Annotated in this window: 13 protein-coding genes and 2 pseudogenes; 5 read left to right on the forward strand and 10 right to left on the reverse strand. The window is 39.0% G+C overall.

The annotated features are described in order from the left end of the window. Nucleotides 1-21: 21 nt before the first annotated feature. Nucleotides 22-777: a hydrogen peroxide-dependent heme synthase gene (gene hemQ, locus AC4PG0_RS08250; protein ID WP_003763401.1), complete on the reverse strand. Its 756-nt coding sequence runs from the start codon at nucleotides 775-777 to the stop codon at nucleotides 22-24. Nucleotides 778-859: 82 nt separating this feature from the next. Further along, complete coding sequence (locus AC4PG0_RS08255; protein ID WP_045552854.1) at nucleotides 860-1,090, reverse strand: helix-turn-helix domain-containing protein; 231 nt, start codon at nucleotides 1,088-1,090, stop codon at nucleotides 860-862. Nucleotides 1,091-1,212: 122 nt separating this feature from the next. On the opposite strand from AC4PG0_RS08255, the gene AC4PG0_RS08260 reads away from it, so the two are divergent. Further along, on the forward strand, nucleotides 1,213-1,944 hold the full coding sequence (locus AC4PG0_RS08260; protein ID WP_003763397.1) for an NADPH-dependent oxidoreductase: 732 nt from the start codon (nucleotides 1,213-1,215) through the stop codon (nucleotides 1,942-1,944). Nucleotides 1,945-2,023: 79 nt separating this feature from the next. Further along, entirely contained in the window at nucleotides 2,024-2,980 is a 957-nt protein-coding gene (manA, locus tag AC4PG0_RS08265) for a mannose-6-phosphate isomerase, class I (protein ID WP_070753774.1), read from the forward strand. 71 nt (nucleotides 2,981-3,051) lie between these two features. Here manA and AC4PG0_RS08270 read toward each other — a convergent pair. The 3 genes and pseudogenes from AC4PG0_RS08270 to AC4PG0_RS08280 form a co-directional block, all read right to left on the reverse strand. Continuing rightward, nucleotides 3,052-3,843 (reverse strand): annotated as a pseudogene (locus AC4PG0_RS08270) (alpha/beta fold hydrolase). A 41-nt stretch (nucleotides 3,844-3,884) separates the two neighbouring features. Beyond that, nucleotides 3,885-5,027 (reverse strand): N-acetylglucosamine-6-phosphate deacetylase, encoded by a 1,143-nt coding sequence (nagA, locus tag AC4PG0_RS08275; protein ID WP_045553921.1) that lies wholly within the window; start codon nucleotides 5,025-5,027, stop codon nucleotides 3,885-3,887. 5 nt (nucleotides 5,028-5,032) lie between these two features. Next, complete coding sequence (locus AC4PG0_RS08280) at nucleotides 5,033-5,794, reverse strand: DeoR/GlpR family DNA-binding transcription regulator (RefSeq protein WP_194317307.1); 762 nt, start codon at nucleotides 5,792-5,794, stop codon at nucleotides 5,033-5,035. 219 nt (nucleotides 5,795-6,013) lie between these two features. Here AC4PG0_RS08280 and AC4PG0_RS08285 point away from each other — a divergent pair, with 219 nt between their 5' ends. Next, nucleotides 6,014-6,868 (forward strand): metallophosphoesterase, encoded by an 855-nt coding sequence (locus tag AC4PG0_RS08285; protein ID WP_045552858.1) that lies wholly within the window; start codon nucleotides 6,014-6,016, stop codon nucleotides 6,866-6,868. 30 nt (nucleotides 6,869-6,898) lie between these two features. Here AC4PG0_RS08285 and AC4PG0_RS08290 read toward each other — a convergent pair whose 3' ends face one another. From AC4PG0_RS08290 to AC4PG0_RS08300, 3 genes are read right to left on the reverse strand one after another with little or no spacing between them, the layout of a single operon-like run. After that, on the reverse strand, nucleotides 6,899-7,081 hold the full coding sequence (locus AC4PG0_RS08290; RefSeq protein WP_003769684.1) for a FeoB-associated Cys-rich membrane protein: 183 nt from the start codon (nucleotides 7,079-7,081) through the stop codon (nucleotides 6,899-6,901). A gap of 6 nt (nucleotides 7,082-7,087) precedes the next feature. After that, the gene (gene feoB, locus AC4PG0_RS08295) at nucleotides 7,088-9,082 is read right to left on the reverse strand and encodes a ferrous iron transport protein B (protein ID WP_194317303.1); all 1,995 of its coding nucleotides are present in this window, start codon (nucleotides 9,080-9,082) and stop codon (nucleotides 7,088-7,090) included. Further along, nucleotides 9,079-9,306 carry a FeoA family protein gene (locus AC4PG0_RS08300; RefSeq protein ID WP_003722363.1) on the reverse strand — a complete coding sequence of 76 codons (228 nt, stop codon included), beginning with the start codon at nucleotides 9,304-9,306 and terminating at the stop codon, nucleotides 9,079-9,081. The genes feoB and AC4PG0_RS08300 overlap by 4 nt, the downstream gene beginning before the upstream one ends. A 319-nt stretch (nucleotides 9,307-9,625) precedes the next feature. Here AC4PG0_RS08300 and pta point away from each other — a divergent pair, with 319 nt between their 5' ends. Then, the gene (pta, locus tag AC4PG0_RS08305; protein WP_003769680.1) at nucleotides 9,626-10,603 is read left to right on the forward strand and encodes a phosphate acetyltransferase; all 978 of its coding nucleotides are present in this window, start codon (nucleotides 9,626-9,628) and stop codon (nucleotides 10,601-10,603) included. A 38-nt stretch (nucleotides 10,604-10,641) separates the two neighbouring features. On the opposite strand, the gene pdxT is transcribed toward pta, so the two are convergent. After that, the gene (gene pdxT / locus AC4PG0_RS08310) at nucleotides 10,642-11,208 is read right to left on the reverse strand and encodes a pyridoxal 5'-phosphate synthase glutaminase subunit PdxT (RefSeq protein WP_003769677.1); all 567 of its coding nucleotides are present in this window, start codon (nucleotides 11,206-11,208) and stop codon (nucleotides 10,642-10,644) included. Between the two features lies 1 nt (nucleotide 11,209). Continuing rightward, nucleotides 11,210-12,097 (reverse strand): pyridoxal 5'-phosphate synthase lyase subunit PdxS, encoded by an 888-nt coding sequence (gene pdxS / locus AC4PG0_RS08315; protein WP_492167602.1) that lies wholly within the window; start codon nucleotides 12,095-12,097, stop codon nucleotides 11,210-11,212. Between the two features lie 123 nt (nucleotides 12,098-12,220). Between pdxS and AC4PG0_RS08320 the strand changes: the two are divergent. After that, nucleotides 12,221-13,665 (forward strand): annotated as a pseudogene (locus AC4PG0_RS08320) (aminotransferase-like domain-containing protein). The last annotated feature ends 20 nt before the right edge of the window (nucleotides 13,666-13,685 follow it).

Below are 13,685 nucleotides of genomic sequence, written 5' to 3' on the forward strand. Positions count from 1 at the left end.
GGAATTCCAGCTTGTATTTGCTTAAATTGTAAATAATTTGGAGAGATTTTCGGATGGTAGAAGGTTTCCGATGAAGAAGGAACCAAACTCAGCATAACGCGCACTTGCTTCATCAAAACGCATTTCTGTCACGATTCGTTTGAATTCTAGTGCATCGTCTGAAAATAAGGTCACACCCCATTCGTAGTCATCAAAACCGATGGAGCCACCGATAATCTGTTGTACTTTTCCAGCATAGCTTCTGCCAATAAGACCGTGATCGCGGATAAGTTTTTGGCGTTCTTCCATTGGAAGCATATACCAATTATCAGCGCCGTCACGTTTTTTACTCATAGGATAGAAGCAAATGTGTTTTTTAGGCGGAAGAGCTGGGTAAAGTCTCGCACGAACGCCTTTATTTTGGTAAGGATCTTCGCCGCCAGCCATATGAGATGCAAGATAGTTACTTAATTCCACAACAGATATGTAGGAATACGTTGGTAATAAGTAGTCGGCAATGGCTAATTTATTAAAACGGTTTTCGACTTCATTTAATGCCTCTAAGGAATCGCGTAAAGTGAAGAATACTAAATCCGCTTTTTGACCAAGAATGCTGTAAATGGTATGTTCACCTTCACCGATATTTTTTGTAATTTCCATATCGCTTAAAAAGTGGCTTAGCTCATTTAACATAAGTTCTTGATTTCCTGGATTTAATTCACGCCACGCTGCCCAGTCAATCGAACGAAAATCATGTAGACAAAACCATCCATCTAAAGTTTTTACTGCTTCATTCATTATGTATCACTCCTTGTTTAGAATATCACTAACTAGAGTGTAACATATCGGAAGTGGTTCGTCCGTTTCGCTGTTTGTGAAATTAGGTTTCAAAAGGGCGGTACTTTTTGCGTAAACTTTGCTGGCTTTCTAACCGAAGTTCAATATCTATTCGGTGAAAAAGAACCATATTTCCTTTTTTTGTAAACGGGAGTAAATCACGTTTTGCTAAGGAAAGGAGAGCTTGCTTAGATATGCCTAAGTAAGTCGCGGCTTCATTTGTAGTCAGGAAGTTTTCTTCTAGCCATTTAAAATCTATTTGTTGTTGGCGCACATCTTTTCACCTCTTTTTCTTTAAGTGTAGAAAATATCTGATAGAAATACAAGAGAAAACATTAACAATTGCTGAAAAACAAGCTATACTTTAACTAAATGATAAATCTAGGAGGTACAAATATGAATGACGTATTAACTTTACTCAGAAATCATCGTTCTTTTCGGAAATATAAACAGGGTATCGAAATTCCGGAAGAAAAGCTCGATGCTATTATTCGAGCAGCTCAAGCAGCCCCGTCGTGGATTAATGGACAGCATTATTCCATTATTGCGATTAAAGATCAAGATCGTAAAAACAAAATGGCAGAACTTTGCGGGAATCAACCATACATAGCTGAATGTTCGGTATTTCTTTGTTTTGTAGCAGATTTCCACCGCGTAAAAGTGGCAAGTGAGCTGCACGGCAAAAGTTTCCAAATTGCTAGTGAAGAAGATTTGTTGATGGTTGCAGCAACGGATATAGGTTTGTGTATGCAAAATGCTTTAACAGCTGCTGAGTCGCTTGATTATGGGACAATTTGTATTGGTGGTTTACGGAGAAATATTACAGCTACTTCTGAGTTTCTTGCTTTACCAAAATATGTCATGCCGGTCGTTGGGCTTTGTATCGGGGTTCCGGATGTAGAAGCTCCTGTAAAACCTCGCTTGCCGAAAGAAGCCGTTTATTTTGAAGAAACGTACCAAACTGATGTTATGCCTTTACTTGAAGCTTATGACCAAGAAATTATCCCTTTTTCTGAGCGGGAAGGTTTTGTGTCTTATACCGAACGTTTAGCAAAATTTTATGATAAACCGTATTATCCGAATTTAACAGAACAAATAAAAGAAAGAGGCTTTTTAGGCGGAAAATAACTAGCATCTTAGCGGTTATTAGTATATACTTTTAAGTGACAAAACCCAGCAAAATCGCTGGAATGGAGGTAAGTGTATAATGAAAGAAGCATTATTTTTAAACCCTGTTTTTCAAGATCGAATTTGGGGTGGAACGAAATTACATGATTACTTTGGTTACGATATTCCGTCCAACACGACCGGAGAAGACTGGGCGATTTCCGCTCATCCAAATGGTCCTTCTGTCATCAAAAACGGGGAATATAAAGGGAAAACTTTAGCTGAATTATGGCAAGAAAAACCAGAACTTTTTGGCAATCCGAAAGAAGCTGTTTTTCCACTACTTACAAAAATCTTGGATGCAAATACGGATCTTTCTGTACAAGTTCATCCAAATGACGAATATGCCAAAGTACATGAAAACGGTGAACTTGGTAAAACGGAATGCTGGTATATTATTGACTGTGCTCCGGGTGCGGAATTAATTTATGGACATAAAGCAGCAAGCAGAGAAGAATTCGCTAGCTGGGCAAAAAATGGCGAATGGGATAAATTGCTTCGTAAAGTAGCGATTAAACCGGGTGAATTTTATTATGTTCCAAGTGGTACGATTCATGCACTAGGTACTGGCACTTTAGTACTTGAAACGCAACAAAGCTCTGACACAACTTACCGTGTATATGACTACGACCGTAAAGACGCAGAAGGAAACTTGCGCGAACTTCATTTAGATAAAGCAATTGACGTTACAACTGCGCCACATGTGGATGCGAAGTTAGATATTAAAACAGAAACGCGCGATGGTTTAACCGAAACTACTTTTGTATCGAATGACTTCTTTAGCGTTTATAAATGGGAAGTGGATGGCACGGCTGAATTTGCGGCCAAAGCGCCTTACACGTTAGTGAGTATTTTAGACGGAGAAGCGGTACTTACGATTGATGGTAACGAACAGGCTATTAAAAAAGGAGATCATTTCGTATTACCAAATGAAGTGAAATCTTGGGAAATAGCTGGCAAAATCACAGCAATTGTTTCTACACCTCCTGTAAAATAACAAATAAGCAGAAATCTTTGTATAAAAACTATACAAGATTTCTGCTTTTTTTACTTCTATGGAATTGCGGGCTACTTTTTTGAGTTACTTAAGATGAATGTATTAATATAGGTATCTATTTCGAGTTTATGTTTCTCTACATCAACAGTCTTAGGCGTGAGTTCATAATACTTTGCGTTTTCTATATTACGTGCATAAAATAAACTGTATTCCAACGGGTGAATCACATCATAGTTATTTGCAAGTATCAGTGTGGGCATCGTCACATTAGTTAATTCATTTTTGCTTTTTATTGGCCTATCTCTAGGTATATCAATAAATTTTTTATAGTAATTAACAGAGGCGTCGTCTTCAAAATATCGCTTAAAAGTATCAATTGCTTTAGGGTAGGTATCTTTTATCGATGGAAATAGCGGGTCTTGCTCAAATAACTGTGAACCATTTTTTTAGGTAAATATATACTTACGGTATTAAACCATTCTATCACTTGTTTTTTCATGGGCTCATCTGTCGCAGAGCTCCTAAGTAATATAAGCCCCATCACTTTATTTGCTGCATGGATTGCTAAATTCACCGCAACGCCAGCCCCCATAGATAATCCGCCGACATAAAAACGCTGTATGCCTAAATAATCCATTAACGCTAGTGCATCACTCGCCAAGCTATCGTAGCTAAGTTTTCTGGAATCAACTTTTCCCATGACCTCTTTGATCCAATGAAATTAATTGGATTTTTTCATCATTGTTAAATGTGTCAAAAGCAAATTTTAAATTATCACCTAGTCCATGAAGAAACAAAAAAGGGATACCTTCTCCTTGTATTTCATAGTTAAAGTAAGTTCCTTCGTGTTTAAATAATGGCATCGTTTATAAACCACTCCTTTGATGATATTGATCCAGCCAGTTTAGTATTTTTTACCATTAATCCATGTAGTTAGAACCTCGAATTTTTCATCGAGTAAAACTAAGTCAGCGATATAGCCTTTTTCAATGCGACCGAATTTTTTCATACCGAGGATTTCTGCGGGTGTACTTGTGGCCATTTGTATCGAGTCTTGTAAGCTAATACCAAATTCATTACTTAACCTTAACGATTTATTCATTGTCACGGTGCTTGAAGCTAGCGTTCCGTCTTGTAAGCGTGCGATTCCTTCCTTAACAGTTACTTGGTGACCGCCAAAAATATACTCGCCATCGCCAACTCCCATAGCTTGAAGGGCATCGGTCGTGAGAACAATCTTATCTGCTCCTTTAATTTTATGGATGAGACGCACAATCCCAGGATGAAGATGGACCCCGTCTACGATAGTTTGAACGCTTACCGCATCATTTTCCAAAGCCGCTGTAACAAGTCCGGGTGCCCGGTGATGGATTGCTGGCATAGCATTGAAGCAATGAGTTATATGTGTTGCTCCTTTTTCAAAAGCATCTTGCGCCTCTTCATAAGTTGCATTGGAATGCGCAATTGCAATAACAACTCCTCTTTTTTTCAAGAAGTCAATGAGTTCGATACCTCCGGGCAATTCTGGCGCAATCGTTACCATTTTAATCAGACCATCTGCTTCATCAAAAATCTGTTTCATTTCTTTTAAGTCAGGGTGTCTTAAATAAGCTGGATTTTGCATGCCCTTTTTTTCTATATTGAGGTAGGGGCCTTCTAAGTGAATTCCTGCAATTTTAGCACCTTGCTCTTTTCCAACCACTTTTTTTGTTTGCTTAATCATTTGAATCAAATCTTCCAAAGAAGAACTAACCGATGTGACTAAAAAACTAGTACATCCTGTTTCCGCACAAGCCATAGATACAGCTTGGATGCTTTCTGTTGAACCATCCATCATATCGTAATTCTTTGCACCGTGGATATGAACGTCAATCATTCCGGGTATGAGCAACTGACCATTTCCATCAAAAATTTGCTCTGTTGAATATTTTTCAGGAATAATTTTACTGGTTGGAAAAACTTCTGCTATCAGATTGCCTTCTGTAATAACTGTTGCATTGATTAACTCGTTTTCTTTGTAAACTTTTACGTTTTTGATAATCGCCATTATTTTCACAATCCTTTCAAAGATATAACTTCTACTTCTTTAGAAATAAGGTGTTGCATCAAATCTTTTGGCAGGGGCTCATTTGTTATGACGGCATCAATTCCAGAGAAATCAAGCTTGAATGCAGTCTTTGTATTCACTTTCGTATGATCAATTAACAGGTATACTTTTTCGGAATTTCTGATAATCTCTTGCTTTAGGTAGACATCTGTAAGCTCTGAATAAAAGATACCTTCATCCGTTAGCCCAGCACCGCCAATAAAAGCAACGTCAAAGTTAAATTGTTTGAGTTGGCCTAAAACGGGCTCGCCGGATAATACACGTGAATGGAAGTTGAAAAAACCGCCAAGCAAGTATACTTTATTAGCTTCATTCTGAGCTGCTGCGATTGCATTATCCATAGAATTAGTCACAACCAATAAATCATTTTGCTCAAGGTCTGAAGCCAAAAAATGAACTGTGGTAGAAACATCTAAATAGATAGTCATATGGTCTTTTATTACTTCGCCAGCAGCTGAGGCAATTGCTTGTTTCTGTTCACTCTGCTTCACTAATCTACTTGTATAACTTTCTATTTGAGGTTTTAAAATTGGTAGTGAAACCCCACCTGGATAGCGTTCTGCGAGTCCGCTTTCGACTAATTTTAAAATATCACGCCTTGCCGTATCTTTTGAAATGGAAAAAATCCGCATGAGTTCTTCCTGAGAAATAGTTTTCTTGCTCTCTAGTAGCTTCAGGGCTTCCACTATTCTTTCTTTTTGATTCATGATTTCCGCCACCTTTTATAATTTATTTTAAGTTTATTTTTATTTTAAATAAGTTTTTATAAGTTAATTATATACCTAATTATGTTTATGTCAAATTATAATTTTTGACTTAAGGGAGAAACTAGTTCTAGCAGTTTTTTCTTAGTGTGTTTTGAAATCTAGGTTATAATGGTAGTAATTGTGTAAAAGCATCAAAAACAGCAACATAGAGGTGAAAAGATGGCTATAAAGATGAAATGGGTTACTTTAGTTAGTATTATTATCGTGCTTTTAGTGGTGGGCTGGTTTCTAGGGACTAGGCTGACGGTGAAAAAATATGAAGTGAGCTCTACTAAAATTGAAAAAGAAATTAAACTAGTGCAACTATCGGATTTGCATTTTAGTGAATTTGGCGATAAAAATGAAAAATTGCTAGATAAAGTGGCAAATTTAAATCCAGATGTGATTGCGATTACTGGGGATCTTTTTGATAAACAAGGGGATAGTGTTCCTAAAGAACTTATTAAAAAGCTTACGAAGATTGCGCCCGTGTATTATTCACCTGGAAACCACGAATACGATGTTAAAAATGCCTATGAGGACGATTACAAGCCTTTTTTAGAAAAAATGGGTGTAGTTAACTTAGAAGACAAAACAGCTACTATCGATGTGGGCGGGCAGAAATTTCAGATGTCTGGTTTGCGGAGTAGTGCGAATTTAGATTATGATTATCCTTATTATAAAGAAGGTATAGCGGAGATAAAAACGCAGCAAGATTCGCAGTACTATCAAATTCTTTTGTCACATATGCCGGATTATTTTGAGCTTTATGTGGAAAATGGCTTTGATTTAACCTTAAGTGGTCATACGCATGGCGGAATTGTGCGGATTCCATATACAAATATTGGTGCGATTGCTCCTGGACCACAGCGAACACTGTTGCCGGAGTATGTTTACGGTGAGCATTCGAAAGATGGGAAGACGATGATAATTTCTGCTGGACTTGGCGCGGGGAGTCTTCATCAAAAAGCTTTTCCGCGGTTGGGGAATCCATATGAAATTGTTGCGGTTACGATAAAACCGGAGACGAAATAAAAAAAGAGCCTTGATGAAGGCTCTTTTTTGCTATTTAAATATATGATCCAAATTCGTATGTTCGTCTGACTCGCAATTACAAGCTTTTTCGAGTTCGCAGCCGCCGCATTTTCCTTCTTTGCTACGTTTTACAAATTTTATAATCGCGTAAATAGTATATCCAAAAATTGCTCCGCCAAGTAATAAATTAACGATAATACTCACGAAAAACATCCTCTCTTAAACGAATAGACTGCCGATTTGATAAACAAGAAATACTAACACGTAAGCTGTAACAAGTGGATAAGCGACAGAGAATGCGGTCCATTTCCACGAACTAGTTTCTTTTCGAATCGCCGCAACCGTTGCTAAACACGGAATATAAAGCAAGATGAACAACATAAAGCAATAAGCCGAAAGTGGCGTATAGAAGGTGCTAACGATGCTGCCAAGCGAACTTTCTCCAACTGCATAAATAATCGCCATTGTAGAAACGACTACTTCTTTTGCTAGAAAACCAGGAATCAGTGTCGCGCCAGCTTGCCAAGTACCAAATCCTAAAGGAACGAGCAGTGGTGCTAGCATTCCGCCGATTATTGCTAAGAAACTTTCGCCCATTGGTACATCGAGTCCGGATGGTCCGGCGTAGTTTAACAACCAAATAATAACCGAACCTGCAAAAATAAATGTGCCTGCTTTACGCAAGAATCCTTTTCCTTTTTCCCAAGTGCTGCGCCATAATGTTTTGAGTGAAGGTAAACGATACGGTGGTAGCTCAACGACGAATACGGAATTATCTTTTTTAAGTAAAGTTTTTGAAAGGATTTTAGTGACAATGAGTGCCATTAAAATACCGATAACGTAAAGTGAAAGTACTACGAGCGCCTGATGTTTCTCGAAAAACACGCCTACAAAAAGAGCATAAACAGGGAGTCGCGCAGAGCAGGACATAAATGGTGAAACGAGAATAGTTAGTGTTCGTTCTTTGGATTCTTCAATTGACCTGGCAGCCATAATTCCGGGTACGTTACAACCAAAACCAATAATCATTGGTATAAAAGCTTTCCCATTTAAGCCGAAAATTTCCATTACTCGGTCCATAACAACTGCTATTCTGGCCATATATCCAGAATCCTCTAAGACGGAAATAAAGAAGAAAATAACTAAGATTTGAGGGACGAAGACAAGAACCCCACCAACGCCAGCGATGATGCCATCTGCGACCAAATCAATGATAAACCCAGACGCACCAATAGTTGTTAAGAAAGATGTCACCCAGTCCGTAAGCGATCCGCCGATAAAACCATCAAGCAAGTCTGAGAGCGGGGCGCCAACCCAAGTAAAGGTTATCTGGAAAATTAACCACATAATTCCTAAGAAAATCGGAATACCTAATAATTTATGTGTAAAAATTTTATCGAGTTTGTCTGATAGTGGAATATCTGAATTACGGGTGTATTCGACCGAGGTCAAACAAATATCATGAATATAACTCGCGCGCACTTGGTGGAAATGATTTTCTAGTTTGCCGTTGAGTTCACTTTCTAACTCAGCACGGATTTGTTGCAACTGTTCGAACGCCGAATTAGATGTTAAAAATGCTTCCGTTACGTCATTTTTGGAAAGAAATTGAATTGCTAACCAGCGCGATTGTTTAGCAGGAATCAGTTCTTTTGTTAAAGCCTGAATTTCTTTGATTGCTTTCTCAGCTGGTTCGCCGTATTGTAAAACAAGCGGAATCGCTGGTGCCACGTGCTTTTCAGATAAAGTAGATAAAATATCCTCGGTTCCTTTTCCAGAACGCGCAACTACTGGCAAAATCGGAATGCGTAGTTTTTTTGCTAAGTTTTGGATGTTTAAATGAATGCCGCGTCCAGCAGCTACATCTATCATATTAAGACCCATCACAACAGGTGCGCCGTACTCAAGCAGTTGAACAGTTAAATTTAAATTGCGTTCAATTTGTGAGGAATCGACAATGTTTAACATGCAATCGAATTTTTCTTCAAGTAAAAATCTAGTGACAACTGTTTCATCACGAGAGATAGGGTTTAAATCATAAATACCGGGTAAATCAATTAATTTTCCTGTTTTAGAACGTAAAGTACCAACTTTCTTTTCAACGGTTACTCCGCTCCAGTTTCCTACATATTCATAAGAGCCAGTTAGTGCATTAAATAAAGAAGTTTTACCAGTGTTCGGGTTTCCGAGTATGCAATATGTATTTTGACTCATCTGCGTTCCACCATAATGGCACAAGCATCACATTGTCTAATACTAATATATTGTCCTTTTGTTTCAAAAGTGCATGGACCACCAAATAGTCCTTTTTGTTTGATACAAATATCACAACCTTCATCGCAACCAAGCGCAAGTAAGCGGCGTTTAAGCATCGCATTCTCGATTTTTAACTCTGAGATGCGAACTTTTTCACCAACAGCAGTTTCATTTAATTGCATAAGCTCGTAGGCCTCCTTTTATGTTATGTAGTGAACATGATAATCATTATCAACTATGTTCATTTTATCACGAATGCAATTTAATATGAAGTATTTTCTTGAATTTGTTCGGAAAGTAGCAAAATAGTAGGGTATAACAGCAAAAAAGTTTCCTAATGGGACAGTGCTCTTCTAACTGAATAGCATGCCTTTTTACCTCTGTATTGATACACGGAAATAAGTGCTGGAGCTGTTTTTAATCGCTTTTTTTCTATCAAGTTGGTTGTTTTTATAGTAAAATGGTAACTATAACATTTATATTAATGGAGGAAAATAGTACATGAGTGAATTATTTACTACTATCAAAGGACAAGTTACTGGGAAAAACGTGCGCATTGTATTGCCAGAAGGAACTGACGAACGTATAGTCGGAGCAGCTGCACGTCTGCAAAAGGAAAATATCGTAACACCAATTTTACTTGGAAACAAAGCTGAAATTGAAGCAAAAGCAAAAGAAATTGGCGTTTCTGTTGAAGGGATTACTATTCATGATCCTGCGACTGATCCACTTTTTGATGAATTAGTGGCTGCATTTGTAGAGCGTCGTAAAGGGAAAGCAACGGAAGAAGCTGCTCGTAAAATGCTCGTTGATCCAAACTATTTTGGAACAATGCTTGTATACACTGGAAAAGCAGAAGGTCTTGTAAGTGGCGCGGCTCACTCTACTGGCGACACTGTACGTCCAGCACTACAAATTATTAAAACAAAACCAGGCGTAAGTAAAGTTGCCGGCGCGATGATTATGGTTCGCGGTGAGGAACGTTATTTATTCAGTGATGTTGCTATCAATATTGCACCAGTTGCAGCAGACTTAGCAGAAAATGCGATTGTAAGTGCAGAAACAGCGGAAATCTTCGGCATTGATCCACGTGTTGCAATGCTAAGTTTCTCTACAAAAGGTTCTGCAAAATCCGATGAAACGGAAAAAGTGGTTGAAGCAACTGCTATTGCAAAAGAAAAAGCACCTGAATTAACGCTTGATGGTGAATTCCAATTTGACGCGGCATTTGTTCCAACTGTTGCGGAGAAAAAAGCGCCAGGATCCGTTATCAAAGGGGATGCAAATGTATTTATCTTCCCAAGTCTAGAAGCAGGAAACATTGGCTACAAAATTGCGCAACGTTTAGGTAACTTTGAAGCAGTTGGCCCAATTTTACAAGGCTTAAATGCGCCAGTAAACGATTTATCTCGTGGTTGTAATACTGATGACGTTTATAACTTAACGTTAATTACAGCAGCGCAAGCAGTGAATAAATAATATGCAAAAGCAGTAGACTAAATTGTCTACTGCTTTTTTTATACCATTTTTTCGAGGAAGTACTTCATCAAGCGATTGTCGTTAGTTAGTTCAGGATGGAATGCGGTGACTAAAATGTTGGCTTGTTTAGCAGCTACGATTCGGTTTTCAACGGTTGCGAGCACGGACACTTCATCACTCGGTTCAATTAAGTAAGGCGCGCGAATAAATACGGCTTCAAAAGGCGAATCATCAAATACTTCGACAGTTAATTCAGCTTCAAAACTTTCTTTCTGACGGCCAAAACCATTACGAATTGCTGTAGCATCAAGTAATCCAAGGCTTTCTTCGCCGCCTTCAATTTCTTTTGACAAAAGCACAAGTCCCGCACAAGTCCCAAAGATAGCTTTACCTTCCTTGGCAAATGCTTTAACAGGTTCCATTAAATCATAACGTTTCATAATCTTGCGCATCGTTGTACTTTCACCACCTGGTAAAACAAGTCCGTCAAGCCCAGCTAAATCATTTGAATGCTTTACTTTAAAAGCAAGAGCACCGGCTGATTCAATCATTTGGATATGTTCATCAACTGCACCTTGAAGCGCAAGGACACCAATTTTTTTCATATTAAAAACTCCGATCTTGCATTCTGTCTTCTGGATTAAGACGAGACATTTCGATTCCTTTCATCGGGGAACCTAGCTCTTTGGACAGTTTTCCGATTAATTCATAGTCTGTATAGTAGGTAGTAGCTTGAACAATCGCACTGGCAAATTTGGCAGGGTTATCGGATTTGAAAATACCTGATCCAACGAAAACACCGTCTGCTCCAAGTTCCATCATTAAAGCTGCATCAGCTGGAGTCGCAACACCACCAGCGGCAAAGTTAACGACCGGAAGTTTACCTAGCGTTTTAATTTCTTCTACAAGTTCATATGGAGCACCGAAATTTTTAGCGGCAACCATTAATTCATCATCTGTCATGCTTGCAATTTGGCGGATTTGGCCATTTACTTGGCGCATATGACGGACTGCTTCGACGATATTTCCTGTTCCGGGTTCCCCTTTTGTACGGAGCATGGCAGCACCTTCACCAATACGGCGGAGCGCTTCACCTATATCACGGCAACCACATACGAAAGGAACTGTGAAGTCTGATTTAAGTAAATGGAATTCATCGTCGGCCGGGGTTAATACTTCGCTTTCATCAATATAGTCGACGCCCATTGCTTCGAGGACACGTGCTTCTGTAATATGACCAATTCGAGCTTTTGCCATAACAGGGATAGAAACAGCATTCATTACTTCTTCCACAATACGAGGATCAGCCATACGAGCGACGCCACCAGCTGCACGAATGTCAGAAGGAACACGTTCAAGTGCCATAACTGCTACTGCACCAGCTTCTTCGGCGATTTTTGCCTGTTCAGCATTTACAACATCCATAATGACGCCGCCTTTTTGCATTTGCGCCATTCCACGTTTTACACGGTCTGTACCAACTTTTTTCTCCATACTAATAACCTCCATCAAAGTTAATTGAAAATACCTGATTATTATGATAAGCTAAAAGCCATTTCGTAAAAACAGCCAATTGGATGTTGTTTTCTCCATCCAATTTTAAAAGGGGTGTAGTAGATGTGGAAACTTACTGGAAATTCTAATTTACCGATTTATTTACAAATTGTTGATTTAATAGAAACAAAAATTATGAACGGCGAACTTTTACCAGAAGAAAAATTACCTCCAGAAAGGCAGTTGGCAGAACTTTTTGGTGTGAATCGCTCGACGGTCGTTCGGGCGCTTGATGAGCTTACTGCACGGGCTGTTATCGTCCGGAAGCAAGGTAGCGGAACAATAGTGAATGCGGAAAAGTGGGGGCTTTTTGCGGGGCAGTCAACGAATTGGCGCCACTATTTAACGCAAGGTGGTTTTACACCAGCTGTTCCTTATATTAGGCAAACAGGTGTAATGGAACGCGCTGATTTGGAACAAGTGATTGATGCTTCGACAGGGGAGCTTCCACTTGAAATGACTCCTAAGATGGAAACGCCAAGTCTTTCGTGGCAGTCGTTTATTGCCGAAGAACAACTGGAAGACGAAGCTGGCTACAGACCGCTTCGTGAAACTGTTCAAAAGCAAATGCAGGATGCCTATGGTTTAAATGCACGCCCGGAACAAATTTTTATTACATCGGGAGCGCAGCAAGCGTTATTTTTAATTACACAATGTTTATTAAAACCGGGTGATGCCGTGGCGATTGAGTCGCCATCTTACTTTTATTCGCTATCGTTATTTCAATCTGCGGGCTTGCGGATTTTTGCCTTACCAATGGATGATGATGGTGTGATTATTTCTGAATTACGCGATTTATATCATAAGCATCGAGTTAAAATGGTTTTTGTTAATCCAACTTTTCAAAATCCAACTGGACTTGTAATGAGTTTAAAACGGCGCAAGGAACTCGTGAAAGTTTGCGCTCATTTGCAAATTCCGATTGTAGAGGATGATCCGTTTTCAGAACTGGCAGCACTTGATAGTGAAATCCCCGTTCCTTTAAAACAACTAGATTCAGATAATGTTTTATATATTGGCTCGCTCTCTAAAATAATGGGGTCAACTACACGGATTGGGTGGCTAATTGGACCGGCGGCAGTGATTGAACGACTAGCTCTCGCAAGACAAGAGATGGATTTTGGACTAAGTATTTTCCCGCAAGTATTAGCTAATAGCGTTTTAAATACGGCTGGATATAGAGAACATTTAAAGCAATTACATCAAGTTTTAGAAGTGCGTAGAGATTATTTGATCGCGGCGCTAGAGGAAATTTTACCGAACGAACTAGAATTCATCAGGCCAAAAGGGGGCTTTCATTTATGGGTGAAATTACCGGTAGAATTTCGCTCCATTCGTGAGTTTGATATTTTTTTAGCGAACGATTTACTAGTGATGCCCGGGTTTTTATTCGGGGTAAAAGGGGCGGTTATTCGCGTAACATATGCCCGACTTGAGCAGGACGATTCAAGACAAGTAGCAAAAATAATAAAGCAAATATTAATAGAAAAAAGTGCGATGAAGCTTGATTGAAGGCTGATTCGCACTT

This window comes from Listeria sp. MAN/IMW/UF464, assembly GCF_058683955.1.